The sequence below is a fragment of the Fructilactobacillus fructivorans genome (assembly GCF_001434095.1).
In the GTDB taxonomy this organism is placed as follows: Bacteria; Bacillota; Bacilli; order Lactobacillales; family Lactobacillaceae; genus Fructilactobacillus; species Fructilactobacillus fructivorans.
In genome coordinates this window covers 58,599-85,471 of the sequence record NZ_AZDS01000004.1, presented here as the reverse complement: position 1 = coordinate 85,471, position 26,873 = coordinate 58,599, and the positions used below count along the sequence as shown (strand labels likewise).

The following is a 26,873-nucleotide window of genomic DNA, read 5'->3' as shown; positions in this document are numbered from 1 at the left end:
TTATAAATTCTACTGTCTATGAGGAGATATGTCTACAATTATTAATGTAAACCGTTTCAATGCTGTTTGCAAGGTCATATGCCCCTGCATTTTTGCACAATTAAAAATTGAACAAGGTCATAATTTGATAAGTGAAATAAATAACGGCATGATAACGGGAATTAAGCAATTAATTTTATAATGATGAAAAAGATGACAAGGAAAATATTTCACAAAATTATTTTTTTAATTTTATCTTAAGGAAGTCACCTGTTTCTAATTAAAATGTACTTTTTGATAAAAAAGTTTACAATGGATAATACCAAAAAAGAAGGAGAGAGTGACATATGGCATACCTAGAACTCAAAAACATCCGAAAGTCTTATCATATTGATAACCAAGATTTTCATGTTTTAAACGGAATCAGTCTCAACTTCGATCGCGGAGAGTTTGTTTCAATTCTGGGTGAATCTGGTGGTGGGAAAACCACTTTGATGAACATCATTGCGGGATTAGACAGTGACTATTCGGGCGATGTTTTAATTAACGGCCAATCGTTAAAGAAGGATACCAGTAAACAACTTGACGAGTATCGGCGGAGTACGATTGGATTCATTTTTCAAAATTTCAATTTAGTAAATCATCTTACCATTCAAGAAAACGTCATGGTATCACTTGAAATGACGACTTTGACCCATAAGCAACAGGAAGAGCGGGCGATCGAGCTTTTAAAGAAAGTGGGATTGTACGATCACCGGAACAAGTATCCCAACCAACTATCTGGTGGACAGATGCAGCGAGTTTCAATTGCTCGGGCACTGGCATCCGATCCAGACATCATCATTGCTGATGAACCAACGGGAGCGCTGGATGCTAAGAACACTGATGACATTCTTGAATTAATGAACGAAATTGCTGAGGACGGGAAACTGGTCATTGCCGTTACCCATTCTCAGACCGTGGCTAACTACGGAACCCGGATCGTTCACCTGGCGGACGGCAAGATTGACGAGGATAAGATCTTAAAGCCAGCCTATCCGGTTGAGAAAAGTAAACCAGCCTTTAAATCACGTCCAGCTAAATTAGGCTCGATTTTTCAAATGGCGTTTGAACACTTTAAGTACAATCTCAAGCGGAACCTTTTAATTATCTTTGGAGCTGCCATTGGGATTTTCTCGGTAATCTTCATGCTGGGACTTGGAAATGGTGTGAGAGGGTACATTAACCATGAGATTTATTCGGAGGTTAACCCCACCACCATTCAAGTCAGTCGGAAACAGAAGCAGGGTGAGAATCCAAGTCCGAAGAATTCCCTGATGACAAATCAGGACAACCGACAGTTAAATGACTTAAAGAACGTAAAAAGTTCAACTTTGGGGAAGTTTTTATCTGGGGGACAGTTTAAGGCGGCTGACAAGACGGCCTCTGTCCAGTACGTTCAAACCTATTATCAGGGAGCTGTTTTAAAGAAAAACATTAAAACCGGAACGATTCCTACTAGAGATAATCAGGTTTTAATTAATAAGAAAACGGCTCAAAGTTTTAATAAGAACAAACCATACGACGTGACCGGTAAAAAGATTCAGTTGTTTGCGAACGCTCCTGATGATAACGGACAACCCCACGTCTTATCAAAGAAAGTTACCGTGAGCGGGGTTACCAGTGACGTTAATCCGATGGCGCTGGTCAGCTCTAATACGATGAAATCCATGTTTAGTAGTGCTTCGATGAAGTATGAGCCAAACTTTGCGGCCGTTAACATCGCCGGTGGAGTTCCAAACGTGCAACCGGTTCAAGATAAGATTAAGTCGCTGAAGGGTCCCAATAAGCAAGCGAAGTACCAGATTACGGGTGCTGGGGCGATCGTTTCGACACTGAATACTTACATTAACGTGGCCGTTTGGGTTCTGGCTGGGATTGCCGCCATCTCACTTCTTGTATCTGCAATCATGATCATTGTGGTTCTTTACATCAGTGTTGCTGAACGGACTAAGGAGATCGGAATATTGCGTGCCTTAGGATTTACCAAGGGGAACATCAGAAATCTATTCTTCTCCGAAGCCTTTATCTTGGGAGTCTTTTCTTCTATCTTTGCGGTCATTATTGCCTATCTGGCTGAATGGGGAGCTGACGCGATTTCTAATGGAGCCATTAAGTACGCAATTGTTCAGATCTCACCGATGAATGCCATTGCGGGCGCCGTAGTCTTCATTCTCATTTGTCTCTTGGCTGCTCTGGCACCAGCTGCTAAGGCCGCTAAGTTGGATCCAATTGTTAGCTTGAGTTCCGAATAAGAGCGAACGGTTGAAATTGGAACGAGTTTGAGGCAAACTAAAATTTAAATTAACTAAGAGCTATTCTAGACTATGGTCAGAATAGCTCTTATTAATTAGGTCTAATGCAATGGTTAGGAGGGTGAATTGTGAAAATTGGAATTGCTGCAAATGTTAATCGGATGCCCACGCCCAACTATAACCTGGATTACGCCAATTATACGGCGCGGGTTTTCATCGATTTGTTACAAAAACATGGAATTCTTCCCATTATTATCCCGATGGCTAGTTTTGATATGATTCCTGATTATGTGGGATTAATCGATGGGCTGATCATTCCCGGTGGTCAGGATGTTCATCCTAAATTATTTCATGAAGAGACTAACCAAAAAGCGGAAGCCCACTATCTTCCCCACGATCAATGGGAAATGGGGCTAGTGAGAGAAATGCTACGAAGGCAAAAGCCGTTGTTGGGAATTTGCCGAGGATTGCAGTTGATCAACGTGACCCTAGGTGGCACGCTCTACCAGGACATTGCGACTGATTTTCCAGAGTCCGAAATTCAACACGTTTATCACGAGCATCCTAAGGATAATTTTCATGAGATTCGGGTCAGAAGTGATAGTGCATTGGCACATTCGGTTGGGAGTCATCTTGTCGTGAATTCCATTCATCATCAGGCGCTAAAAAAGGTCGCTTCTGATGTTCACGTGACGGCTCGTTCATCAGACGGAGTGGTTGAAGCAGTGGAAAATGATGCCGCTACTATCATGGGAGTGCAGTGGCACCCGGAGTTATTGTGGCAAAAAGATCGGAGGCAGGAACAGCTGTTTCTCGATTTCTTTGACCGGGCGAAGGATTAGTATTTAAGATACTTAAGTAAAAAGAGTTCCTCCTGAAGAAAATCAAGAGGAACTCTTTTTTATTGGCCATTTTCGAAATATTCTTCTTCATGATTGGTACTATGACTAAGTTCGACCATCTTACCAGTCTGGTTGTAGACCAACCATTCGGCAAGGTTGACGACGTGATCGCCAATTCGTTCTAAGAGTCGAATCACCATGAGGTAACTCAAGGCCGCTTGAGCAGTCTGGCTGTTCTTTTTTAGTGACTCTGTTACCAGTTTCCTGGTGGAATGGTAGTACTTATCAATCGATTCGTCCTGGTCCGCAATCTTTTTAGCCTCGGCAGCATTGCCCTCAAAGAAAGCTTCAAGAACCTGTTCTAGCATTGTACGGACCTGTTCGGTCATCTCACTGATGACTTTTTCGACCGCCGGGATGCGTTCGTGGCCCTTGGCGTTGATGGTTTCTCTGGCAATCGTGTTGGCATGGTCACCGATGCGTTCAATGTCAGTACTGGCTTTTAAGATACTGATGATCTGGCGGAAATCACTTGCAACGGGTTGCTGTAACGCGATGAGTTGCAGGGATTGCTTTTCTAAGTCCATTTCTTCGTTGTTAATTTTAGGGTCTTCAGCCACAATCTTGCGTGCTAAATCCTTGTCATGGTCAATGAAAGATTTGGTGGCCTGATAGATTTGCTCACTGCTGTCAAATCCCATCTCCATAAAGTGTCCTTTGAGTTTCTTTAGTTCGTCATCAAATAATGCTCCCATGATCGTTCTCCTTATCCAAATTTTCCGTTGAGGTAGTCACTGGTTTCCTGCTTGTCGGGGGTTAGAAACATTTTCTTGGTGTCTCCAACTTCCATCAAATGGCCATTTAGCATAAAGGCCGTTTTATCAGAGATCCGGGAGGCCTGTGACATGTTATGAGTCACGATGATAATGGTGTACTTATCCTTAATGTTAAGGAGGGTATCTTCGATCATTTGACTAGAGATAGGATCGAGCGCACTCGTTGGCTCATCCAATAAAATGACGTCTGGTTGAATTGCTAGCAGTCTAGCAATACAGATTCGTTGTTGTTGGCCACCTGAAAACGATAGGGCACTTTTGTGCAGTTTATCCTTCACTTCGTTCCAGATTGCGGCCTGTTTAAGTGATTCCTCGACCCGTTCATCTAGGGTCTTCTTATCCTTGATTCCAGCTAATTTTAAGCCAAAGGTGACGTTGTCGTACACGGAGAACGGGAAAGGATTGGGTTGTTGAAAAACCATGCCGACTTCTTTTCTAAGTTGGACCGTATCTTCCTTTGGACCATAAATGTTGTGTCCATTAAGGGTGAAACTACCGGTGATGGTGATGTTAGGGATGAGGTCGTTCATCCGATTAAGGCACCGGAGGTACGTTGATTTTCCACAGCCAGATGGTCCGATCAAGGCAGTAATCTCATTTTCCCTGAAGTTGAGGTTGATTCCGTGAAGTGCTTTTCGTTCCCCATAGTACAGGTTAACGTTTTCAGTTTTAATGATCTCTTTTGCTTCTGTTTTAGTTGTCATTTGTTTCTCCTTAACCGAAGTTGCCGGAAATGTAGTCCTCGGTAGCTTTTACCTGCGGTCTGGTAAAGATGTCAGCGGTCTTTTTGTATTCCATCACGTGCCCCAGATGAAAGAAGGCGGTGTAGTCGCTCACACGAGCCGCTTGTTGCATGTTGTGGGTCACGATAATGATCGTGTACTTTTGTTTAAGTTCTAAGAGCGTTTCCTCAATTTTGGCGGTTGAGATGGGATCCAGAGCACTGGCCGGCTCGTCCAGGAGAAGGATGTCTGGTTGCATGGCAATTGAACGTGCAATGCACAGTCGTTGCGCCTGTCCCCCTGATAATTCGAGGGCACTCGTATCCAACTTATCCTTGACCTCATCCCATAGAGCCGCTGCTCTTAGGCTTTGCTCGACACGTTGATCCAGAACCGTTTGGTCCTTTACTCCGTGTTTTTTTAATGCGAATTGAATGTTTTCCCGGATGGTCTTGGCAAATGGATTAGGGTGCTGGAACACCATCCCGATGTTTTTTCTTAACACGTAGACGTTTAATTTTTTCTGATTGATGTTGACGTCACGATACATAATGGCACCAGTCACGGTAGCCACACCGTCATTCATCCGATTGAGGCACCGGAGAAAGGTGGATTTACCCGATCCAGAGGCCCCGATCAAGGCGGAAATCTTAAAACGCGGAAAAGCTAGTGAGGTGTCAAAGGTGGCTTGCTTTTTACCATAGAAAACGTTGACGTCTTTGGTTTCAAGGGCAATTTCACCTGGCGGCACGATAATTTGATGTTGATCTAAGTTGTAGTCTGGTTGTGTCATGAGTTAGCCTCGTTTCTTTCTAGTCGTTCCGGTCATCTTGCGGTACGCCCAGTTACCGAAGAATCGAGATGACAGGTTAAAGATCAGGATGACGATGATAAGGACCGCCGATGCCCCACTTGAAACGATGTGAGCATCAGGAACAATCCCCTCCGTGTTCAGTTTCCAGATGTGAACCGCTAGTGTTTCGGCAGGGCGCATGGGATTTAGAAAGCTGCTGGGGCTGAACGGGTTCCAATCAGTGTAACTTACGATTGGGGCACTTTGCCCTGCAGTGTAGATTAAAGCGGCGGCCTCACCGAAGATTCGCCCAGAACTAAGGATGACACCGGTAATAATTCCGGGGATGGCAAGTGGCAAAACCACGCCGACGATGGTTTTGGACTTTGAGAGTCCCAGGGACAGGCCAGCTTCACGTTGCAGCTTAGGGACTTCTTCGATGGAGTCTTCCACACTCCTTGTGAGTAATGGGAGATTAAAGATTGTAAGTGCAATGGCACCCGACAGGATGGAGTAGTCCAATTGAAACTTGATTACTAGGATCAGGTATCCGAAGAGACCAACGACAATCGATGGAAGGGAGCTTAACACCTCGATGGCTGTTTTAATTAAGGTGGTTATCCAATTATCCTTGGCGTACTCGGCAAGATAGATGCCAGCTCCCAGACTAATGGGGAGAGAGATGATAATCGTTAGGACCAGGAGGTAGACGGAATTAAAGAGTTGATCACGAATTCCACCTCCCGCGCTGATTGAACTCGAGGTTGAGGTTAGAAATTTCCACGAAATATCAGAAAGTCCAGTGACCAAAATGTAGCCCAGCAAGAAGATTAAGATTAACACCACGACGCTAACGAGTGCCCAGATGGTCCCGATGGCCAATTTATTGATTTTTTTGGCATTTATTTTCATTTTTTAAATGCACTCCTCTTTCCAATTAATTTCACGATAACGTTGAAAACCAGTGACATTACCAGTAAAACCAGTGCCAGCGTCCAAAGGGCATTGTTAGGGAGAGTCCCCATGATGGTGTTTCCCATTTGGGTGGTTAACTGACTGGTTAAAGTGGCCGTTGGACTAGTTAGACTAGTTGGCATCAGGACCGCATTTCCGATGACCATCTGAACGGCTAGGGCTTCACCGAAAGCCCGTGCCATTCCGAAAATCATGGCGGTTAAAATTCCTGGAGTGGCAGCCCTTAAAACGACTTTATACATCATTTGCCACCTCGTGGCCCCTAGTGAAAGAGCCGCGCTTCGATAGTCACGTGGGACGGCCTTGAGTGCATCAACTGACATTGACGTAATGGTGGGAAGAACCATGACGAACAAAACGATCGTAGCCGGTAGGATTCCCGAGCCAGTCCCACCAAACACGGTTCGAACCATTGGAATCAAGACCATGAGGCCAATAAAACCGTAGACAACGGATGGGATTCCCACAAGTAATTCGATGACCGGTTGCAGGATTTTTTGGCCCCTTTTAGGAGCAATTTCCGTCATAAAGAGGGCCATCGCAATCGCAAAGGGAGTGGCCAAGATGGCTGACAGAAGGGTAACCGCAAATGAAGTGACGATCATCGCTAGTGCGCCAACTTCTGGTTTCCCATTTGGTCCCTTTTGACTTGGGCTCCAGTCGCTCTTGGCGAAGAAGTCGATCACGCTGACGTGGTTGGTAGTAAAAGTGGCCAGTCCCTTAGTGGTGATAAAGAAGAGGATGGCAACCACTAAGATGCCAATAAAGCCAATACATACTAAACTAATTAAATGTCCAATTTGATCCTGATGGGTTTCCTTGGATGGTTTCAGTAATTTTTCTTTAATTTCATTCATATAAAAACCACTTTCATAATTATTTAATCTTTTGGACGTGACCGTCGGCGTTCTTTTCAAACTTCATGTTTTGCACCTGAATGTATCCAATTTGTTTGACGAGCCGCTTCTGTACCTTATCCGAAAGCATGTAATTGATAAAATCTTTGGTGGCACCAACTGGTTTGCCCTTGGTATACATGTGTTCGTATGACCAAATCTTCCAGTCATTATTTTCCACGTGTTGATCGGTAGGAGTGACGTGGTCAATTGAGATTTCCTGGGTTTTCTGATTGAGATAGGGGAACGACAGGTAACTAATCGCTCCGGGAGTGGATGAAACAATCTGTTGTACCGTCCCGTTTGAATCCTGCTGTTGAGCGTTAACGGCCTTTTGTCCCTTTAGGACAGACTGTTCGAAGGTCGTTCGCGTTCCGCTTCCTTCGACACGGTTGATGACCACAATCTTGACATTGTTTCCACCAACCTGTTTCCAGTTGGTAACTTTCCCAGTAAAAATTTGTTCTAGTTGCTTCATCGACAAGTCTTTAACTCCCACCCGTTTGTTAGCGACCGGGGCAATTCCGACCACCGCAATCTTATGATCAACTAGTTCCTTGGCGTTCACGCCTGGTTGCTCGGAGGCAAAGACGTCAGAATTTCCAATGTTGACGGCTCCCTGCTGAATTTGACTCAGACCAGTTCCGGATCCGCCACCCTGGACGTTAACGTTGACGTGGGGGTGATCGACCTGATATTCACGACTCGCTTGTTCCACTAAGGGTTGTAAAGCCGTGGATCCCACTGCGGTAATCTTATTACCGTTTTGTGCCTTTGTGGCAGAAGATGAGCCGCAAGCGGTTAGTGCAAGTGCTAGGAACCCGCAGCTTAAGATGAGTGCGGTAATTCCCTTTTTGCCAAATGACATGTCCAAAATCTCCTTTTGAGTGGTCATATTTTCATTACGAACTAAGTATATAAAGTGAATGTAAATGTTAAGTAAATTTTAGGATTTTTTGTGTAAATGTTTGGTAAAAATAAAAAGTGTCCCAATCATTTTGATTGAGGCACTGCGATTGATATTTAATTTTTAAGATCCACTTCAAAGTTATAACCAAAGCCACGGACCGTTTTGATGAACGTCGGATCCTTAGGATTGGGTTCGATTTTGTCCCTTAAGTGACTAATGTGCATTTCGAGCATTCGCGAAGATTGATCGATATAGAGGTCGTTCCAGACGCCATTCAGAATTTGTTCCCGGCTTAGAATGTGTTGGGGATGGTTTAAAAAGTACTCAAGTAGTTTGAATTCTTTGGGTGTCAGTCGAAGGGGTGTCCCATTCTTTTTGACCGTCTTATGATCTAGGTCAACTTCAATGTTGCCAAAGTAATAGGGTGGGCGTTGGGAGTCCTGAAGATCTGAGGACTGATTTAACGTCTGATCCTGGTAGAACCGGGTCCGACATTTCATTCTAAGGAGCACCTCATTAGCATCGTACGGTTGGATGATGTAGTCGTCGATGCCAGCCTTAAATAGTTGGGTGACTACTCGGGGATCCTTTTTTTCATCTAAAACAAAAATGGGAAGAGAAGCGGTGGTTCGGATTTTTGGAACCAGCTTCATTAACTCATCAATTGAAACCGTTGCTAGATCCCAGATGATCGCCTGTTCGTGATATTTACGAATTGAGGATAACAAGTTAGAAACGTCGTAAAGGTCATCGACGAAGTATCCATTGTCATTAAAGGTTTGATTAAAACTAAGTGCTAAAGATAGTTTCTCGGTCACTAAAATAATGTGATTCATGGCATCCATCCTGGTTCAAAATCACGTACTATTCTACTTACTCATTATACAATTTTATTGATGTCAGTCGTACTTTTAGCCTTTGATTTCCTACTTCACGTTTTGATGATGGTTTTCTTTTTCCTGACGTTTTTTGGCCTGGTGAAGACTGATCATAACCGTAATGATCGTAACTAAGATAAAGACCACTACCATCATTATGACTAGCCCAATAAATGTCTTTAAACTCATGATGTCAAATCCCTTCATTAAATAATGATTTTATTTTAACACGACGGAAAAGATTAAGTTTTAAGGAAATCGCAAATTTTTAATTCAATCTATTGTGATAAAATAACTAAGAAGGAGTTTGATGTATATAATGAATGATACAAATGACGCTAATACCACTAATTACTTAGATATCGTAAAAAGATTAGTCTTTGATGAAAAAATTGAATACCTATTTTGGGGAGCAATGACCACGCTGGTCTACTTTGTGAGTCGATTTGTTTCGATGAAGATCTTTACCAGCGACTTCATTCCTGTCTTGATTGCGCAGGTTTTGTCAATCGCGTTTGCCTTTGTGGTAAACAAATACTTTGTTTTTAACAGTGGCACCCAGTCCAAAACCATTCAGGCTCAGATTGTGAACTTTGTGGCTGGCCGGTTGTTCGTTTTAGTCCTAGACTTCTTGATGACGTACGTTATGATCGATAAGTTTCCCCAGTTTTTTGTTAAAATTCTGTTCCTTGATCATTTCAATTATTCCGCGTGGCTCTTTCAGCTACCCATCGTGCACGGCTTGATTGGCAGTCCCATTCTTTTGAACAGTTTCATCTGTGTGGTTGGAACTCAGGTCATGGCCATTGTGATCAACTACTTTGTTTCAAAGTATTTTGCCTTTAAATAAAAGAAAAATAGCATCTCACGAAAAGTGGGATGCTATTTCTTTGTAATGTAGTCTAAGAGTTTAAATAAATTAGTATGATTTTGTTCGGAAATTTGATGATGTAAAATATCGGCTTGCGATTGATGGAAAACAGAGTTTGCGAGGTACGGATAATCGTTAATGATCATCTCATGGACGTTGCTAGCTTTTGGTTCTAAATGAAATTGAAGCCCGATCAGATTATTCTTAATGAATCCCTGGTTAAGAAGGTGCTCACTGGAGTACAACAAAGTAGCTCCCTTCGGTATCTCGAACGTTTCTTCGTGCCAATGAAGGACCACTAGTTCACTAGCAAGACCCTCAATTTGATTCGTTTTTAAATAAACAGGGGCCCAACCAACTTCTTTTACGTGTGAATCAGAAACGGTGGCACCTAAGACTTTGGCCATTTGTTGAGCTCCAAAACACGCCCCAAAGATTGGTTTATTTTGATTAATCATTTGTGAGATGAGATGGCGCTCCGCTTTAATCCAGTTTGCGTCGTCATTGGCGCTCATCGGTCCCCCTAAGATGATGAGCATGTCAGAGTCATTGACATCGGGAAGTACGCCAAACTGAGCTGGGTAGTAAATGGACATTTGATGTTGATGCTGATGAATCCAATCAGCAATTGCACCAGGACCCTCATCAGGGGTGTGTTGTAAAATATTAACTTTCATAATTCCAACCTCCTTAAATCAGAATATAAAAAAATAATGCCAAATGGCATTATTTTTGTTAGTCTACATCATACTGCCCTTGCATACCAATCATGGCCGCAATGGCTGCAACGATCATCTTGAATAATCCCATAACGATGAAGGCGATGATAATTCCAAAGGCAATCGTAAATGCCATTTGCATTGATGATTTCCATGCTGCTTTGTCTCTGCCACCAAGGAACTTATAGAATAACCAAGCTAATGCAATTAGAATGATTAGAACAATCACTAATGCAACAATGGAAATAATTAAACTTTCTGTACTCATAATTTCACCTCACAAACATAAAAATATATACATTTAGCATGAACTTTTACGCGATAATGTGCAAACATCTGACTTAATTTTGAAGAAATCACCAAGATTCTTAAAATAATCTTATATTGAAACGTTTTAGTACCTATTTGACGGGAACGGTGCTATCTTAAGAGTTGAAACATCATAAATATCAAGTGAGCTCTTCAAAATGAAAATGAAGAAAACATTATTTACACTAGCTGCCGTAGCTAGTGTTGGACTAGTACTTACGGGTTGTGGTGAAAGCAAGAGTAGTTCAAAATCGTCTTCATCGTCTAAGATGTCGAGTAGCAGTAGTGAAAAGACTATGAGCAAAAAAGACATGAAAGAAACCAAAGGTGATAAGTCCATGGACATGAACATGCAAATGAAGCACAAGATGGCACTACCAACTGATCTTACAGCTGCTAAAAATCCGAAGTACAAAGTTGGTTCCGAGGTTAAGTTAACTGCCGATCACATGAAGGGAATGAAGGGTGCCAAAGCAAAAGTTACTGGCGCCTATGATTCACCACTTTATGTAATTGACTACAAGCCAACTGATGGTAAGGCAGAAGTTAAGAACCATGAATTCGTTACCAAGAATCAACTCAAGGCTGACAAACCAGGAGCTGGTTTGAAAAAGGGTGAAAAAGTCACCGTTGAAGCCGATCACATGAAGGGAATGAAAGGTGCCAAAGGTAAGATTGTGAAAGTTTGTGACGGTCCTGCTTATGCTGTTACCTTCACTCCAACTAATGGTGGTAAAGAATACGTGAACCATCAATGGGTCAGCCAAACTGAAATGGAAAAAGAATAATTTAATTGAATGTAAAAATACTAGGACACATGTGTCCTAGTATTTTTTTGCTAATTTTTAGATGAAGTTGTAACCAACGGCACCAATCAGCCCCATTACGGCAGCTGCTAAATACCATTTGGTTTTGGTGGTTCTACCAAACATGCCCCAGCATATTTCATCAATGAAGACGACTAGGACGGTGATCAGTAGAATGTTGAAATGGGCAAACATGATGGCGATCACTAAGGCCAGACCACAAACGATGTCATTAACATTTCGGATTATTTTACGTTGGTTTTTCATTTTTTCTCCATTTAAATAAGTAAAATTTTAATTGTTACTTTAATCATAGTATGAGAAAAACGTTTCGGCAACGTTTGGAGAAAATGAACCATCCTTAGCCTTTAAAAAGTAAGGGTGATTCTATAAATATTGAGATTTATCGATTGCTTCTTGCAGGGCTTTTGGACAAACATTAATATTTTCCGATACTTTTAGATTATTATTACTAGCGGCTTCAATGATTTGGGCGATCTCCTTGATGGACAGTTTTCCCTTTAAGGCATAAGAAATGTGAACGGCGAATTCGTAAAAGTTATTTGAGTTTTGCATTTCCATTTGAACGGTATTATAAAGCCTTTGATTATCGATGAAAACATCATTTCCAGTACTGTAAATCATGATGATTCCTCCTTAATTATCTTATAATAATAATTATAAATAAATAATGTGAATAATCAACAATTAAATGATGTAAAAGTTAATTGTAGTGGAAGATACTCTACCTTGATGACGATAAAATCCTATTATGCCATGGCTAACTATGGTTAATTAATTGATTTTTTTATTTATGTAACTGACCAACCTTTTCTTGAATTGATTAGTATGTGATAATGTAAACGTAAGAAAATCTTAATAATTTATTTAATGGAGGAATGAATATGAATGAATGTCCCAATTGTCACTTTCATAATCAGCCGGGAGCTAAGTTCTGCGTTAAGTGTGGAACTAAGCTCACTGGCAACAGCAGTAACGTACATAATGAATCAAAGAAAAAGCAACAACCACGCAGCCCTCAGTCGGACGCTACTAATGGCTTGAACAACGTTTTTACCTACTTTGTAGCATCGGTCAAACATCCCGTTAAGTACGAAGCTCCAGGTGAAAAGTATCTTGGCTATATCTCACTGGGCGTTTTCACCGTTTTAACTTGGCTAGTTTCGTTCGTTTTAGCCATGAGAATCAATGGTGGTTTGGCGAATGAATCCATCCCGTATTCGGTTCTCCATAAAATGAACGGGGTATTTAATACCAGCTTGATGGGACTTGGATTAATCATTGCACTTCTTGGATTATTATCTTGGATCTTGGGTTACGTTGGCATTCATTTTGTCATGAACAACGCCATGAGTTTGAGTGAATACACGAATGAGTATGGTCGCTTTTTGAACATTGGCATTATTTTATTACTGGTAGGGATTATCTTTGCCGCTGTGATGCCAGCTGGAATTTTAATGTTGATCGGACTCTACCTAGTGAGCTTGGCCATTACCATTTCAGGATGGGCGTTAACCTATGAGGTGCTGGTCTCAAAGGATTTCGGTTCGATCGATCGTTTTTACGTTTTATTAGTGATTACCGTTGTCGTGGCTATCGTTGCGGTTGTTTGTGTCAGTCTTTTGTGGGGTAGTCTATCTTCTCAACTGTCTAATCTAGGCCAAGAATTAATTGGTAGATTTATGGGCTCGTTGAATCAAGACTACTAGGAGGAAAGAAAATGAGTGAAGAAGCTTCTTTTTGTCCCAATTGTGGACATCGGATTAATGCCAATGATGAGTTCTGCCCGAACTGTGGATATAAATTAACTCCCAGTGGATCACAGGCTTATCGCGTAGGTCAGCATCAAGCTTCCGCTGACAACGTTCCACCGCGTCGTACCAGTAATGGAAACCATCCCCGTGGAAATAAGAAAATGAAACCATTAACGAAAGTGGTGTGGATTGTCGTAGTGGTGCTAGTAGTGGCACTGATCGGTGGTTACTTCTTTGGTAGAAGTTACTATTCCAAGACTAACCAAGTTGATCGGGTCATTTCAGCGATGAAAAATGATCAGGAAAAGCGTTTAGCAGGCATGGCTGAAACAAATGATCCCAACTTCAAAATTAGTGGTGCGGCAATGAAACCTACCATTAACTACTACGCTAGTAACAAGGACCAATTGTCGAAGTTAAGAAGTCAATTTATGCGGGATAATGATAGCCCAGTAACTAATAACTTACAGTTCAAGCAGGAAGGGAACGCATGGTTAATTTTCCCTCGTTATAAACTGATGGTAAAACCCGTTTATTCTAACATTTCGACTAATCTTAACGGTGTTTCATTAAGTGTGAACGGTAAACAAGTTACTAGCAACATGGGAGCCCAAAAGTCGAAGAAAATTGGGCCACTTGCTCCCGGCCTTTATAACATTACGACGTCTGGTAAAGTGAACGGACGTGAGCTGCACAATAACGGTCAGCTTGACTGGATTGATGGGGCTGGTTCGGTATCTCTACCACTTCGTATCATCACCTTCACCGTGAAAGGACAACCGGGATCAGACGTATTAATTCAAAATAAAAAGGTAGGTACCATCGGTGATAATGGCAACCTGAAACTTTCTAATTATCCTTTCAGTACTAACATGAATATCCAGGTTCAGATGAAGGGGAAGTCTGGGAAGTTCATTACTAGTAACCCATATAATCTAAAGGAGACCGACGATAACAATACAATCGAACCAAAATTTGATGGGATTGCCACGAAGAACCTGGCGGATCAGGTCTTACATGGCCTGTGGACTGACGCTAGTGGTGCTGATAATGGAGTCGATCTTTCCCAATATTTTGATGGTGGAAACGATAATCCGGCCTGTCAGGATATGTTGAAGATGGTAAAGAGTTATAACGATAACGATAAGATTGATACCTTTGATACGGAAGAGACAACTGATTCTGTGGCTCCCTATGATAGTGGTGAGACTCAGGTTACTTATCACGTTGATTACACCTTCTATAATGATGACAATGGGGTTTCGGTTCATCACCAAACCTTTGAATACAATGCGATTCTGGTCAAGAAGCCGGGAAGTGATAATTCAGATGATTTGCCGTTTGTTATCAAGAGTAATCAATCAACTAAAAAAGTGTCAGACAGTACCGATAATAGTTAATCAAACCTAAAAGAAACGGAGCATTAGCTCCGTTTCTTTTTATTTGGCGTATGTTATGATTTCCCTATATTGATATAAAAGGTGGAAGCACACGTGGATACAAAGCATAAATCACATAAGTTTCTGGCGTTCCTAATAGTTCTTGAAATTATAATTGTCGTTACGATTGGGATCGTTGGAACCAACTATTACTCCAAGAAAGCCAGTGGAGAGCGTTTAATTAATGCATTACAGGGTCATCAGCAAAAAAGCGTCATGGCAAACATTAAAATTGCCGGTCAAAAGAGAACTCCTGATGAGGGAACCGTTCAACCTGTGATGACTTACTTTGATCAACATCCCAGTGCCATTAGTAATCTTAAGACGCAAATGAGTGGTGGGGATGGGATCAGTCAGGCTTTTTCTTACCAACAAACGGGAAAGAACTTCTTCGTCTTTCCCCGTTACCAATTAGTGGTTAAACCAGTTGCGCCAAGCGTTAAAACTAATTTACCACACGCTCAGGTAACGGTCGACGGGAAAAAGGCTGGTCAGACTGACGATTATGGTGAATTAACCGTTAAAAAATTAATTCCAGGAGTCCATCAGATGGCTGCTACGGCGGAAGCAAACGGGAAAAAGCTTGAAACGAACGGACAGTTTAACTTACTGGAATCGGATGACACGGCACACTTGAACTTTAAGGTGGTTTCATTTCGGGTTCAAAGTGTACCAAGTGCCGTAGTGTACGTTGACAATCATCCCGTTGTTAACCTTGATAAAAGTGGAAAAACCAAGATTAAGAACCTGCCGATTAATGCCAATTCATCAATTTGGGCCACCTTAAGTGTGAATGGCAAGCCCATGCAAAGTGAGGTACAGTACCTTACGATGAAAAATGACAACTCCCAGATTACCATTAAGTTTGACAAGTTAGTGGATAAGAAAGCGGCTACCAATCTGATCAACGCCATCTGGGATCCCATTAACGGGGATGTTTCTGACGATGCTTCGGCTGATAAGGCTCAGTATGACCAAAACTTTATTGATGGTAAAAAGAATCCTGCTTATGGCAAAATGATTGCGATTGCCAAGCAGGATCACACTGATAAGATTAAGGATCGTAAAATTACGGCAGACGTTAAAAAGGTGCAAAGTACCGGTGAGGGTAAAGCAAACGTTGAGTTTGAGGTCCAGACCCAAACGACCGATGATAAGGGTCAACAGACCACTAAAACCACCAATTATCGGGCTGACGTTAAACAATCTGTTGATGGTCAGCTTCAACTGCAAAATTTGGATGAAGTAAAATAATTAAAAAAGAGCCGACTAGGGCTCTTTTTGATTAACGTTTTTTTGAATAAATTCTGCAATGATCCTGGCCATCATTTTGTAAGTTGATGAATTGGGATGGAGACGATGATCATTTAGGCGAGTTTGATAGTTACTGTTATCAACCAAAGTAGGGGCAACTTTCCGCCAGTTTAAGACATTAATGTCATTTTGGTGATAGACTTTGATGAGACAATTTAGTAATTGACCAAATGTGTAGTGAGCAAGTCCCTCCATATTATAATTATCGGACCCACCATCGAAGCGATTTAATGGCAGGATCCCCAAAATCATAATGGAGGGATTTTCGGCTTTGATTTGTTTGATGTTTTGATCGAGCATCCTTCCCACCACTTCCAGAGTTTCATAACGATGGGCAAAGTCATTGGTACCGTAAAAAATCGTGGCTAGCTCGTAGTTCTTGAAGTTGTGGTGATCAATCTGATAAGTTAAGTCTAGCTCGCAGTTACCGGTGATCGTACCAGCGTTCTGACCGGCGTTAGTGATTGATTTAAACGGTAAAAATTGGCCTAAGTAGTACGGCCAGTTATAAACGAGATCCTTTTCTCCATCGAAACCACGGGTTAAGGAATCTCCTAGTAGGATGATGTTGTCTTCATTAATTGGTTTCATTTTTTAATCCTCGATTTTAAATTTTGATACTTTTATTCTACCCCTTAAGTCAATTGACATGGGCGGCTTATTATTGCATGATAGTATACAATTAAATTTTATTGAGTACGGGAGATGAAAACGTGAGTTATAAAAGAGTAATTGTTGTGGATTTGGCATCACTTGGTTTACGCTCGGACAACGAGGCAGAACAACTCAACGCCTCAAGCGACAACATCCTTTCACACGTTTTGAATCAGTCCTCAAAGTCAGATTTACCGACCCTGCGACGTTTAGGACTTTTCAACATTTTTTTCAATGGGGACCATTCTTCAGATGAAGTTAATCCGGTTGGAGCATATGGTTTGGTTCGGACTAATTCGGTAGTAAATAAGCCAGCGTCTGGTTTGCGTGAAATGTTTGATTGTGCCGTTAATTCGCGCGTTTCGAGCGTGTTTGAAGAAGTTTACAAAGCCCAAAAGAGTTCGGTCATCATTTCACGGTTTGTAGAATACCTTCAGGTACAGGACTTCTCTAAGAGAATCCAGGTCCCAAATAATACGGCAACGTTTGTGGAACTGAACCAGCAACTTGAAAAGATGCGAAGTGGTTTCATTTACGCTCAAGTTCCAGAATTGCAGGCAGCTGCCATGGAGGGCGACCTTGACCAATTTTCTTCTGAATTAAAAAAGGTCGACGTCATGTTGGGTGAACTGATGGATTCCCTTGAAGATGATGATTTATTAATTGTGACATCCAGTCGGGTAGGCGATTCACAGACCCAGGATGGACTATCAACTTACAAGATTTTACCAGTAATGCTATACGATAATCAATCGAATGGAAAACACATTGAGGATATTGATCGTGTCAGTGTGATTGGTGGAACGGTATTAGACGGACTAGGGATTTTAACTAAGGTTAAACGTCCCTCTAAGAGTTTAATTCCATATCTAAGGAAAGAGCCGGTTTAGTGGGCTCTTTTTTGTCGGCTTCAAAAGTAAGAATAAGGTTAAGCGTGTGGTAAAATTAAATGATAATCACATAATCGTAACGGAGGGATATTATGCAAAAAATCATTATGGATATGGATCCAGGCATCGATGATGCAGCTGCTCTATCGGTCGCATTAAATGATCCAGAACTAGACGTTGACCTGGTAACGACCGTTTCTGGAAACGTGACGGTTGATAAAACCACGATCAATGCGCTCAAGATCATTAACTTTTTTCATGATGGTGATGCTGTTCCAGTAGCTGCTGGAGTACAAGACCCGCTGGTGAAACCATTTGAAGACGCGGCTCGCATTCACGGAGAGTCAGGAATGCGTGGCTATGAGTTTTCTGATGATTTACCATCACCGTTAAAGAAAACGGCGGTCGCAGCTTTACACGAACACATCATGAATTGTGAGGAGCAGGTGACGCTGGTTGCAACTGGTTCTTACACTAACGTAGCCCTACTTCTTTCAGAATATCCCGAAGTTAAATCTAAATTAAGTCGAATTGTGGCAATGGGAGGCGCTCTGGGACGTGGTAATATGACCAGTGCAGCAGAATTTAACGTCTTTACCGACCCCGATGCGGCTAAAATCATGTATCAAAGTGGCGTGCCCATTGTGATGATTGGCCTGGATGTTACGAAAAGGGCTCTCTTAACCAATGAAACCCTAGAAGAGATTCAGAATATGAATCGAGCGGGAAAGATGTTGCATGATATTATTACCAGCGATGGTGATCAAAGCGAGAATGGCGTCGCCATGCATGACGTTAATACCATCTTCTACCTGTTGCATCCCGAAGATCTCATCACTGAGCCAATGTGGATTGATATTCAGACTATGGGACCCGCTAATGGGGCGACGGTTGGTGACATTCGGGGCGCTTATCATAATGGTGAAACCAACGCTGACGTGGCCGTTGATATTGATGCTGCCGCTTTTAACCGCTGGTTTAAAACAGAAGTTCAAAATATGAAAAAATAGTAAAGAGTCGAGAAGGATTGAAGTGCTCTATAAAAGTTAGACACTTGATAATCTCTCGACTTTTTTATTTTTTTGGTAACGAAAACTTTAAAATTTCGTTATAATGAAATAAGAATCTAATTTGTTGAATTAGATGAAACAGAACGTGGAAGCGTTTGGTTTCATCGTGGGAGAGTCTAATGAATCCAGAACAATTTAAAGCCGCATCGGAGAAACATAATCTGCCATTGTCAGGTCAACAGGAGCAACAGTTTGCCACTTATTACAAGCTACTGGTTGCTTACAACCAAAAGGTAAACTTAACGACCATTGTGGAACAAGATGATGTGTATCTCAAACATTTTTATGATTCACTTACTCCAGCCTTCTACATTCCTGAATTACTTCAGAATAAATCAATCGTGGATGTTGGGGCGGGAGCTGGCTTTCCCTCCATTCCACTTAAGATTATTAATCCTGATTTAAAGGTTACCATCGTGGATTCACTCAACAAACGAATTATCTTTTTACAACAATTAATCGACCAACTGGGGTTAAAGGACGTGCGGTTGGTTCACGCCCGCGCCGAAGAGTTCGGTGGGAAACGATCGAAGGATCGTGAGAAGTTTGATTTTGCAACGGCCCGAGCTCTTGCTCGTCTAAGCGTTCTTTCAGAATTGTGTTTGCCAATGGTTAAAATCGGTGGCAAATTGATTGCGTTAAAAGCGGCTCGAGCTCCCGAAGAATTAAAGGCGGCTCAGCACGCCATTACAACCTTAGGTGGAAAAGTTGAAGACGATTTCGAATTCAAGTTACCGGAAAACAACGAAGTTCGTAACATCATTGTGATTGATAAAGTGAAGGAAACACCAAAGAAATATCCAAGAAAAGCTGGAACCCCTAATAAGGATCCACTTAAGTAATCACGTAACAAGGAGGGAACAACATGGGAACCGTTATATCGCTTGCAAACCAAAAGGGTGGGGTCGGAAAGACTACCACGGCTGTTAACTTGGGTGCTGATCTTGCTACTCAAGGTAAAAAAGTTCTACTGGTTGACGCTGATGCACAGGGAAACGCTACCAGCGGAGTTGGTCTGAGCAAGCAAAAAATTAATAAGGATGTTTATGACGTTTTAGTTAACGAAGAGCCAATTGAAAACGTCATTTTACACTCCTCACACCAAAATCTTGATATCGTTCCTGCCACCATCCAACTATCTGGGGCTGAAATTGAATTAACACCCATGATGGCACGAGAAACCCGACTGAAGTCGGCACTTGATAGTATTTCTGATCAATATGATTATATTCTGATTGACTGTCCACCATCTCTGGGACTAATTACAATTAATGCCTTTACCGCAAGTAATTCAATCCTTATTCCGGTTCAATCGGAATACTATGCTCTGGAAGGATTGAGTCAATTGCTCAATACCATTGGACTAGTCCAAAAACACTTTAACCCCAATCTTAAAATTGAGGGAGTGTTATTGACGATGTTTGATTCCCGTACTAATCTTGGAGCACAAGTTAATAATGAAGTTCGTAAGTTTTTTAAGGATAAGGTATATACGACCGTTATTCCAAGAAACGTTCGTTTATCGGAAGCACCAAGTCACGGATTACCAATCATTGACTACGATGCTAAATCAAAAGGTGCCAAAGTATACATGGAATTGACAAAGGAAGTGTTAGCTGCCCATGACCAACAAAAATAGCAAGGGCTTAGGACGTGGAATTGAGGCATTGTTTAAGGACAATGACGTTAATAATGATGACGAAGCGGTCGTTGATCTTGACCTAACTAAGATTTCACCTAATCCCTACCAACCACGAAAGAAGTTTGACCAAAAAGCCCTGGATGATTTAACGAAATCGATTGAAGAATCAGGGGTATTTCAGCCAATCATTGTCAGACATGACACTGATAAAAATCGTTACCAGATTATTGCTGGTGAGCGCCGTTTCCGGGCTTCAAAAGCTGCCGCTAAGACCAAGATTCCAGCCATTGTTCGTGATGCTACTGAAGAGCAAATGATGGAAATTGCTGTCATGGAAAACTTACAACGAGAAGATCTCAATCCGTTAGAAGAAGCACAGGCCTATGATACTTTAATGACCAAACTGAATCTAACGCAGGCTCAGGTGTCAGAACGATTAGGCAAGAGTCGACCGTACATCGCCAACTACTTACGGTTATTGGGACTTCCTCAACCAGTGAAAGAAATGCTCCAACGAAAGCAGTTGTCAATGGGACAGGCGCGAGCTTTGCTTTCGGTAAAAGAGAAGTCTCAACTGTTGAGTCTAGCTGCAAAGGCTAAGGATGAAACACTGACGGTTAGACAGTTAGAAAAACTAATTGCCAAGGCTAATAAGTCCAATTCAACGAAAAACAAGCGCCCGACCAAGCGAACCAAATCACCCTACATTAAAGAGAGTGAGGATCAGCTTCAGGATAAGTTTGGCACTAAAGTATTGATCAACGAAACGAATACTAAGGCTGGCAAGGGTCAGATCCAAATTGATTATATGTCAACTGATGATTTAAACCGGATTTTAGATTTATTGGATATTCATCTCGACTAGGGAGGATATTTTTATGTATGGAATGCATGATATCGTTGAAATGAAGAAGCCTCATCCATGTGGAACCAATCGATGGGAAATCATTCGAATGGGTGCTGACATTAAGGTGCAGTGCACTGGATGTGGCCATATCGTTATGATTAGTCGACGACAATTTGAGAAACGTTTAAAAAAAGTATTAGAGAAGCACGCAGAAAATTAATTAAAAAGAGGTAAACAGGATGTCTTTAACAGCGGGAATCGTTGGGTTGCCGAACGTTGGTAAGTCAACACTTTTTAATGCCATTACAAAGGCTGGAGCCGAAATGGCTAACTATCCTTTTGCAACGATTGATCCAAATGTTGGAATGGTGGAAGTTCCAGACAAACGGCTGGATCGGATTCAAGAACTAATCCCAGCCAAGAAAGTGGTACCAACCACCTTTGAATTTACCGACATTGCGGGAATCGTAAAGGGTGCAAGTAAAGGTGAGGGACTTGGAAACAAGTTCCTGGAAAATATTCGTCAGGTTGACGCCATCGTGCACGTGGTACGTGCTTTTGACGATGACAATATTACTTCAGTAACTGGAAAAGTGGATCCAGTTGGTGACATTGAAACTATCAACGTCGAATTGGGAATTGCTGACTTGGATGCCGTTGATAAACGAATTGGTAAGGTTCAAAGGGCTGCTAAGGGATCTGATGAAGCCAAGGAAGAACTGGATGTTTTAAATAAAATCAAACCGGTTCTAGAAGATGGCGGCGCAGTTCGTGACATTGATTTTGATGAAGATGAGCAGAAAATCGTGAAGGGATTGTTCCTGTTAACATCGAAACCGGTCTTGTATGTTGCTAACATTAGTGAAGCTTCAATGGCTGATCCTGCCAGCGATAAGTACTTTAGGCTGGTTAATGACTACGCTAAAAAACATGGAGCCCAGGCCATTGGCATTGCGGCTGAAACTGAACAAGAAATTGCGGAACTAGGCGACGATGATAAGGCTGATTTTCTTGAAGCGGAAGGCGTAACTGAGCCAGGATTAAACAAATTGATTCGGGCTTCTTACAAATTACTTGGTCTTGAAACGTTCTTTACTGCAGGTGGCAAAGAAACGAAGGCTTGGACCTTTAAGAAGGGAACCAAAGCTCCTCAAGCCGCTGGTATTATCCATTCTGACTTCGAGCGTGGATTTATTCGAGCAGAAATCATGTCATTTGATGACCTTGATAAATATGGTAGTGAAAATGCCGTTAAGGATGCTGGCAAGCTACAGATTGAAGGTAAGGACTACGTCATGCAAGACGGTGACATTGCCGAATTTAGATTCAACGTTTAGGAGGAAACTATGAGCGAGGAAGACAATCGAAAACGAAATGCGAAAGCTAAGCAACATCAACATCACTCAAACACTAAGATTGCTGAACGGGAGCAATTTGATCACGTTGGTCTAACCAAGCGAAACGCTGAGTATATGTACAAATTCAAGCAGGAACTGTCTGAGACCAAGCTAGAACCAGAAAAACAGGCTACCAAGATTAGTGAAATGGTTGATGAATTAAAGAAGGCCCAGAAGCGCGGGGTAACCGCTAAGAATTTGTACGGCACGGTAACGCAAAAAGTCGAGCTTACGATTCATCCACCCAAGAAACCGCAAAAGTTGACACCCATGACCTATGTCATTGATGCGACGTACAATTTCTTATGGTTCTTGGTTTTGTTCTGCTTCTTATATGCTGCGATGTTCTTCATCAACTCCTCACAGGCATCAAAGGGTGGTGTCATGGGAATTACCGGGATCTTTGTTTCATCAATTGTTGCTGGAGCAGGGATGCCACTGATGACCAACTTATTTGCACCAGGAGTTAAACACAAGTACAACGGGATTATTCGGGCTTTAATGATGGTCCTATTGTTTGCCATTTGGATGCTAGTATTCTTTGGTGGGACTTACATTCCAAGAATAATTAATCCAATTACTGGTCCCATTGTTGATGCAGTGATCGGTGTCATTGGAATTGCGGGAATTCTGTACATGCGTCATCGTTTCCCAATTACCAACGGACTCTTTACTGGAAACCGAAACTAATTAATTAATCGTGGATCAACCGATCTACGATTTTTTTGATGTAAAAGTTTAAATGTTTATAATGTTAAAACAATTTGGGTTAATCTCTATTTTCAATCTGATAAACTAAAGAAAAATAGTGAATTAGAGGTAATTAAAATGAAAATTTTAGTTGTTGATGACGACAAAGAAATCGCACAATTATTAGAAATTTATATTAAAAATGAAGGTTATGAACCAGTTTCAGCTTATAACGGGAATGATGCCCTTTCGCTGCTACGAACCGAACCTGACATTGGACTTGTCATTCTGGATATTATGATGCCCGGAATGAGTGGAATTGATGTGATTAAGGAGATTCGGAAAGATTCTCAGATTCCAATTATCGTTTTATCTGCCAAAACGGCTGACATGGATAAAATTCAAGGACTGGTATCGGGAGCGGATGATTACGTTACTAAACCGTTTAATCCCCTTGAGATCATGGCACGAGTTCGTTCACTTCTTAGAAGAAGTCAAAATGACGTTACCAAGGAGAAGCCTGATATTTTAAATGTGGGACCACTGACCATTAACAAGGATTCTCATGAGGTGAAGACAGATGATGGCAAGGAAATTCAACTAACTGCCTTAGAATTTGGAATCCTGTATCTTCTTGCTAGTCATCCTAATCGGGTCTTTTCGGCTGATGAAATTTTTGAGCGGGTTTGGAAACAGGAAAGTATTATTTCCGCTAAAACCGTCATGGTGCACGTAAGCCACTTGCGCGATAAGATTGAAGAGGCGACTGGTGGTGAAAAAGTCATCCAGACCGTGTGGGGCGTTGGCTATAAAGTTGAAGCATAAAGAGGAACGTTTGGTTTGAAATTAACAACAAAGGAAAAAACTGAATTATTTGGTGAAGGAGTAGTTACTTTAATCTTATTACTCCTTTTAAACCTAGCTATTACTGTCATCATTACCCAATCCATTGAAAGTAACCCGGGACTTCGAGATGGAATTTTTATCATCAAACAGTCGGTTACGTTTGGTCCGATGCACTTTCATTTGTTAAGTTGGGAAAATCTTTTCATTGTTGCGATGGGCGTCATTGATGTCATCATTATTTACTGGCGGCTAATCCGTCGTTATCATCAGATGCAACTACGTCATATCATTTCGGAGTTGCACTACATCGCTAACGGACACTTTGATCATAGAATTCCGTTTGAGTTGAAGGGTGATACCGAACGGGTTATTCAAAGCATTAATGCATTGGTTGATAGTGTAATTGAATCCATGAATGACGAACGAAAGGTGGAGGTTTCAAAAGACAAGTTAGTGACCAGTGTCAGCCATGATCTTCGAACTCCTTTAACATCGATTTTGGGATACCTTGGCCTGATCGAAGATGGTCAGTGTAAAAACCAGGATGAAATCTTAAAATACTCTCACATTGCATATTTGAAGGCGCAACAAATGAAACAGTTGGTTGATCGCTTGTTTGAGTATGCTAAAGCAGGGGATAAATCGAAACCATCACAAGAAATTGATAATATCGACGTAAACGCTCTGTTAGAACAATTGCAGGCATCGTTTAAACTGGATGCTTCTAAACATGGGATGTCAATTGAGATGAAACCCTTAAAAAAGAACGTTTGGATTAAAGCCAACGCGGAATCCCTGGGTCGTGTCTTTAATAACCTGATTTCTAATGCGTTTAAGTATGGAAAGGGTGGTAAGCACATTTATTTATCCGCTAAACCTGAGGGTAAAAATGGCGTTGAGATTGTGGTCGCAAATGATGGGGAACAGATTCCTAAACGGTCCCTAGAACACATTTTTGACCGCTTCTATCGGGTTGAAGAATCGCGAAACACCAAGACTGGTGGAACGGGGTTAGGCCTCGCCATTGTCCGTGAAATCGTGACGAACCAGGGCGGATACATTAACGTTTCTTCAACTAAAAAACTCACCGCATTTAAGATTTATCTTCCGTTAGATGTTAATCATCCGTTACAGAAAAACAAACGGATGGTGATAGGAGAGGAAAATGGAAAAAAAGAAAAGTAATTCAAATGCATATCATTTGATTGTTTCATTTTTGATTATGGTGATCGCTTTTATGGCGATGGTGCCAGAAACTTTGGCTAAAGCTAATTCGGGTGAGATTGACAGTAAGTCAGCAATTGCGGTTGATGCTAAATCAGGACAAATTATTTATCAAAAAAATGCCACCAAGAATTTGCCAGCGGCATCGATGAGTAAGTTACTCACCGCGTACATAGTCCAGAAACGAGTTCATGATCATCAATTGAAGTGGAATGATCAAGTCACAATCTCACCAGAAGTAGCTAAGTTAAGTACCAAGAAGGGATTTACCAACGTTAAACTAGATGCTCATAAGAAGTATACGGTGAAGTCCCTCTATTCATCCGCTTTAATTGGATCGGCTAATGCCAGTGCCATGGCCCTTGGTGATAAAGTTGCTGGCAACAGTCAGAATTTTGCGAAAACGATGCGTTCTACCGCTAAGAAACTGGGAATTAGAGACGCGCAATTTTATAATGCGTGTGGTCTGACGAATGAACAAGTGGCTCCCATGAATTTACCCAAAGTTCAAGGAGACGACGAAAACGAAATGTCGGCACGAGACACTGCCATTATTTCTCAAAAGATAATTAATCAGGATCCTGCTGTTTTGAAAACCACAAAGCAGGAAAATTACACGTTCAGTGATGCCTCTGGGAAACAAAAAGAAGTGGTTAAGACTTCTGACGAAATGTTGAGGGGCCAGCGGTACTATAATCCAGCTTTAAATGTGGATGGTCTCAAGACGGGAACGTCCAAAAAAGCGGGTGAGAACTTTGCAGGAACCCTAGATAATCATCATGGTCATCGGATCATCACCGTCATCATGGGCGCAAAACCCAACCAACGGTTTGTGGTTACTAAAGAGTTAATGGATCATGTCATAAGGAATTACCGTCCCATGAAGTACGATAATGACCAGTTTAAATTAAGGGTAAGGAACGGAAAACAAAAAGAAGTTAAAGTTAAAATGGCTAAGTCCATCACACTTTGGGGTAAAATTGCTCAACCGGATCAATTTACCAATAAAATTAAGCTTGATCCCAAGGTTTCAAAAAATAATGAAATTACGGCTCCGGTGCTGAAAAATCAAAAAATCGGAACAAATCAAGTTGGATTTAAAAATCAGAAAGTTGAGTTCTTAAATCAGAGTGGTGGTAAGGCGCCAATTGTTACCGGGCAAAGCGTTGATAAGGTTAATTTCTTTGTGAGATTGTATCGTGATGTAGTTAGCTTTTTCTAATAATTACCGTTAGAATCAAATTATGGTTTGTTA

The 26,873-nt window shown here is 41.5% G+C and carries 31 protein-coding genes; 18 read left to right on the top strand and 13 right to left on the bottom strand.

Annotation, left to right across the window (positions count from 1 at the left end; all coding sequences use genetic code 11):
* Positions 1-326 precede the first annotated feature (326 nt).
* The gene (locus FC73_RS04990; protein WP_010022929.1) at positions 327-2,273 is read left to right on the top strand and encodes an ABC transporter ATP-binding protein/permease; all 1,947 of its coding nucleotides are present in this window, start codon (positions 327-329) and stop codon (positions 2,271-2,273) included.
* A gap of 128 nt (positions 2,274-2,401) precedes the next feature.
* Entirely contained in the window at positions 2,402-3,115 is a 714-nt protein-coding gene (locus FC73_RS04985; RefSeq protein WP_010022926.1) for a gamma-glutamyl-gamma-aminobutyrate hydrolase family protein, read from the top strand.
* Positions 3,116-3,174: 59 nt separating this feature from the next.
* Here FC73_RS04985 and phoU read toward each other — a convergent pair whose 3' ends face one another.
* From phoU to FC73_RS06990, 8 genes are all read right to left on the bottom strand, one after another.
* Positions 3,175-3,870, bottom strand: coding sequence for a phosphate signaling complex protein PhoU (gene phoU, locus FC73_RS04980; protein WP_010022924.1), 696 nt, complete (start codon positions 3,868-3,870; stop codon positions 3,175-3,177).
* Between the two features lie 11 nt (positions 3,871-3,881).
* Positions 3,882-4,655: a phosphate ABC transporter ATP-binding protein PstB gene (gene pstB, locus FC73_RS04975; protein WP_010022922.1), complete on the bottom strand. Its 774-nt coding sequence runs from the start codon at positions 4,653-4,655 to the stop codon at positions 3,882-3,884.
* Between the two features lie 10 nt (positions 4,656-4,665).
* Positions 4,666-5,466: a phosphate ABC transporter ATP-binding protein PstB gene (gene pstB, locus FC73_RS04970; protein ID WP_010022921.1), complete on the bottom strand. Its 801-nt coding sequence runs from the start codon at positions 5,464-5,466 to the stop codon at positions 4,666-4,668.
* Between the two features lie 3 nt (positions 5,467-5,469).
* Positions 5,470-6,372 carry a phosphate ABC transporter permease PstA gene (gene pstA, locus FC73_RS04965; RefSeq protein ID WP_029327204.1) on the bottom strand — a complete coding sequence of 301 codons (903 nt, stop codon included), beginning with the start codon at positions 6,370-6,372 and terminating at the stop codon, positions 5,470-5,472.
* 2 nt (positions 6,373-6,374) lie between these two features.
* Complete coding sequence (pstC, locus tag FC73_RS04960; protein ID WP_010022919.1) at positions 6,375-7,298, bottom strand: phosphate ABC transporter permease subunit PstC; 924 nt, start codon at positions 7,296-7,298, stop codon at positions 6,375-6,377.
* Positions 7,299-7,317: 19 nt separating this feature from the next.
* Complete coding sequence (locus FC73_RS04955) at positions 7,318-8,205, bottom strand: phosphate ABC transporter substrate-binding protein PstS family protein (protein ID WP_010022918.1); 888 nt, start codon at positions 8,203-8,205, stop codon at positions 7,318-7,320.
* Positions 8,206-8,360: 155 nt separating this feature from the next.
* Complete coding sequence (locus FC73_RS04950; protein WP_010022916.1) at positions 8,361-9,083, bottom strand: winged helix-turn-helix domain-containing protein; 723 nt, start codon at positions 9,081-9,083, stop codon at positions 8,361-8,363.
* Between the two features lie 90 nt (positions 9,084-9,173).
* Entirely contained in the window at positions 9,174-9,314 is a 141-nt protein-coding gene (locus FC73_RS06990; protein ID WP_010022914.1) for a hypothetical protein, read from the bottom strand.
* Between the two features lie 130 nt (positions 9,315-9,444).
* On the opposite strand from FC73_RS06990, the gene FC73_RS04945 reads away from it, so the two are divergent.
* Positions 9,445-9,975, top strand: coding sequence for a GtrA family protein (locus FC73_RS04945; RefSeq protein ID WP_010022913.1), 531 nt, complete (start codon positions 9,445-9,447; stop codon positions 9,973-9,975).
* A gap of 32 nt (positions 9,976-10,007) precedes the next feature.
* Here the strand turns inward: FC73_RS04945 and FC73_RS04940 are convergent, their stop codons facing one another.
* Together FC73_RS04940 and FC73_RS04935 are read right to left on the bottom strand one after the other, a co-directional pair.
* Positions 10,008-10,673, bottom strand: a complete 666-nt coding sequence (locus FC73_RS04940) for a type 1 glutamine amidotransferase (protein WP_010022912.1) — start codon at positions 10,671-10,673, stop codon at positions 10,008-10,010.
* 58 nt (positions 10,674-10,731) lie between these two features.
* Positions 10,732-10,983, bottom strand: coding sequence for an FtsX-like permease family protein (locus FC73_RS04935; protein ID WP_010022910.1), 252 nt, complete (start codon positions 10,981-10,983; stop codon positions 10,732-10,734).
* 199 nt (positions 10,984-11,182) lie between these two features.
* Between FC73_RS04935 and FC73_RS04930 the strand changes: the two genes are divergently transcribed.
* Entirely contained in the window at positions 11,183-11,812 is a 630-nt protein-coding gene (locus FC73_RS04930; RefSeq protein ID WP_010022908.1) for a YdhK family protein, read from the top strand.
* 57 nt (positions 11,813-11,869) lie between these two features.
* Here FC73_RS04930 and FC73_RS04925 read toward each other — a convergent pair whose 3' ends face one another.
* Together FC73_RS04925 and FC73_RS04920 are read right to left on the bottom strand one after the other, a co-directional pair.
* A complete protein-coding gene (locus tag FC73_RS04925) occupies positions 11,870-12,097 on the bottom strand; it encodes a hypothetical protein (RefSeq protein ID WP_010022906.1) in 228 nt (75 codons plus the stop codon).
* 120 nt (positions 12,098-12,217) lie between these two features.
* Positions 12,218-12,475 (bottom strand): hypothetical protein, encoded by a 258-nt coding sequence (locus FC73_RS04920; RefSeq protein WP_010022905.1) that lies wholly within the window; start codon positions 12,473-12,475, stop codon positions 12,218-12,220.
* A 260-nt stretch (positions 12,476-12,735) separates the two neighbouring features.
* Between FC73_RS04920 and FC73_RS04915 the strand changes: the two genes are divergently transcribed.
* From FC73_RS04915 to FC73_RS04905, 3 genes are all read left to right on the top strand, one after another.
* Positions 12,736-13,560, top strand: a complete 825-nt coding sequence (locus tag FC73_RS04915) for a zinc ribbon domain-containing protein (RefSeq protein ID WP_010022904.1) — start codon at positions 12,736-12,738, stop codon at positions 13,558-13,560.
* 11 nt (positions 13,561-13,571) lie between these two features.
* Entirely contained in the window at positions 13,572-15,005 is a 1,434-nt protein-coding gene (locus FC73_RS04910; protein ID WP_010022903.1) for a zinc ribbon domain-containing protein, read from the top strand.
* Positions 15,006-15,098: 93 nt separating this feature from the next.
* Positions 15,099-16,298: a zinc ribbon domain-containing protein gene (locus tag FC73_RS04905; protein WP_010022902.1), complete on the top strand. Its 1,200-nt coding sequence runs from the start codon at positions 15,099-15,101 to the stop codon at positions 16,296-16,298.
* Between the two features lie 15 nt (positions 16,299-16,313).
* Here the strand turns inward: FC73_RS04905 and FC73_RS04900 are convergent, their stop codons facing one another.
* Entirely contained in the window at positions 16,314-16,949 is a 636-nt protein-coding gene (locus FC73_RS04900; protein ID WP_010022901.1) for an SGNH/GDSL hydrolase family protein, read from the bottom strand.
* 122 nt (positions 16,950-17,071) lie between these two features.
* On the opposite strand from FC73_RS04900, the gene FC73_RS04895 reads away from it, so the two are divergent.
* The 11 genes from FC73_RS04895 to FC73_RS04845 all read left to right on the top strand — a co-directional run bounded on the left by FC73_RS04895 (position 17,072) and on the right by FC73_RS04845 (position 26,840).
* Positions 17,072-17,902 (top strand): alkaline phosphatase family protein, encoded by an 831-nt coding sequence (locus tag FC73_RS04895; protein ID WP_010022900.1) that lies wholly within the window; start codon positions 17,072-17,074, stop codon positions 17,900-17,902.
* Between the two features lie 89 nt (positions 17,903-17,991).
* Positions 17,992-18,912 carry a ribonucleoside hydrolase RihC gene (gene rihC, locus FC73_RS04890; protein WP_115791474.1) on the top strand — a complete coding sequence of 307 codons (921 nt, stop codon included), beginning with the start codon at positions 17,992-17,994 and terminating at the stop codon, positions 18,910-18,912.
* A 179-nt stretch (positions 18,913-19,091) separates the two neighbouring features.
* On the top strand, positions 19,092-19,814 hold the full coding sequence (rsmG, locus tag FC73_RS04885) for a 16S rRNA (guanine(527)-N(7))-methyltransferase RsmG (protein WP_010022896.1): 723 nt from the start codon (positions 19,092-19,094) through the stop codon (positions 19,812-19,814).
* Between the two features lie 23 nt (positions 19,815-19,837).
* Positions 19,838-20,611, top strand: a complete 774-nt coding sequence (locus FC73_RS04880; RefSeq protein WP_010022895.1) for a ParA family protein — start codon at positions 19,838-19,840, stop codon at positions 20,609-20,611.
* Positions 20,595-21,479, top strand: a complete 885-nt coding sequence (locus FC73_RS04875) for a ParB/RepB/Spo0J family partition protein (RefSeq protein ID WP_010022894.1) — start codon at positions 20,595-20,597, stop codon at positions 21,477-21,479. The genes FC73_RS04880 and FC73_RS04875 overlap by 17 nt, the downstream gene beginning before the upstream one ends.
* 13 nt (positions 21,480-21,492) lie before the next feature.
* Positions 21,493-21,681, top strand: a complete 189-nt coding sequence (locus tag FC73_RS04870) for a DUF951 domain-containing protein (protein WP_010022893.1) — start codon at positions 21,493-21,495, stop codon at positions 21,679-21,681.
* Between the two features lie 19 nt (positions 21,682-21,700).
* Complete coding sequence (ychF, locus tag FC73_RS04865) at positions 21,701-22,798, top strand: redox-regulated ATPase YchF (protein WP_010022890.1); 1,098 nt, start codon at positions 21,701-21,703, stop codon at positions 22,796-22,798.
* Positions 22,799-22,807: 9 nt separating this feature from the next.
* A complete protein-coding gene (locus tag FC73_RS04860) occupies positions 22,808-23,548 on the top strand; it encodes a DUF1129 family protein (RefSeq protein WP_010022889.1) in 741 nt (246 codons plus the stop codon).
* Positions 23,549-23,686: 138 nt separating this feature from the next.
* The gene (gene croR, locus FC73_RS04855; RefSeq protein WP_010022888.1) at positions 23,687-24,373 is read left to right on the top strand and encodes a response regulator transcription factor CroR; all 687 of its coding nucleotides are present in this window, start codon (positions 23,687-23,689) and stop codon (positions 24,371-24,373) included.
* 15 nt (positions 24,374-24,388) lie between these two features.
* Positions 24,389-25,579 (top strand): sensor histidine kinase, encoded by a 1,191-nt coding sequence (locus FC73_RS04850; RefSeq protein WP_010022887.1) that lies wholly within the window; start codon positions 24,389-24,391, stop codon positions 25,577-25,579.
* Positions 25,560-26,840: a D-alanyl-D-alanine carboxypeptidase family protein gene (locus tag FC73_RS04845; protein WP_010022886.1), complete on the top strand. Its 1,281-nt coding sequence runs from the start codon at positions 25,560-25,562 to the stop codon at positions 26,838-26,840. Before FC73_RS04850 ends, FC73_RS04845 begins: the two co-directional genes overlap by 20 nt.
* Positions 26,841-26,873: the final 33 nt, after the last annotated feature.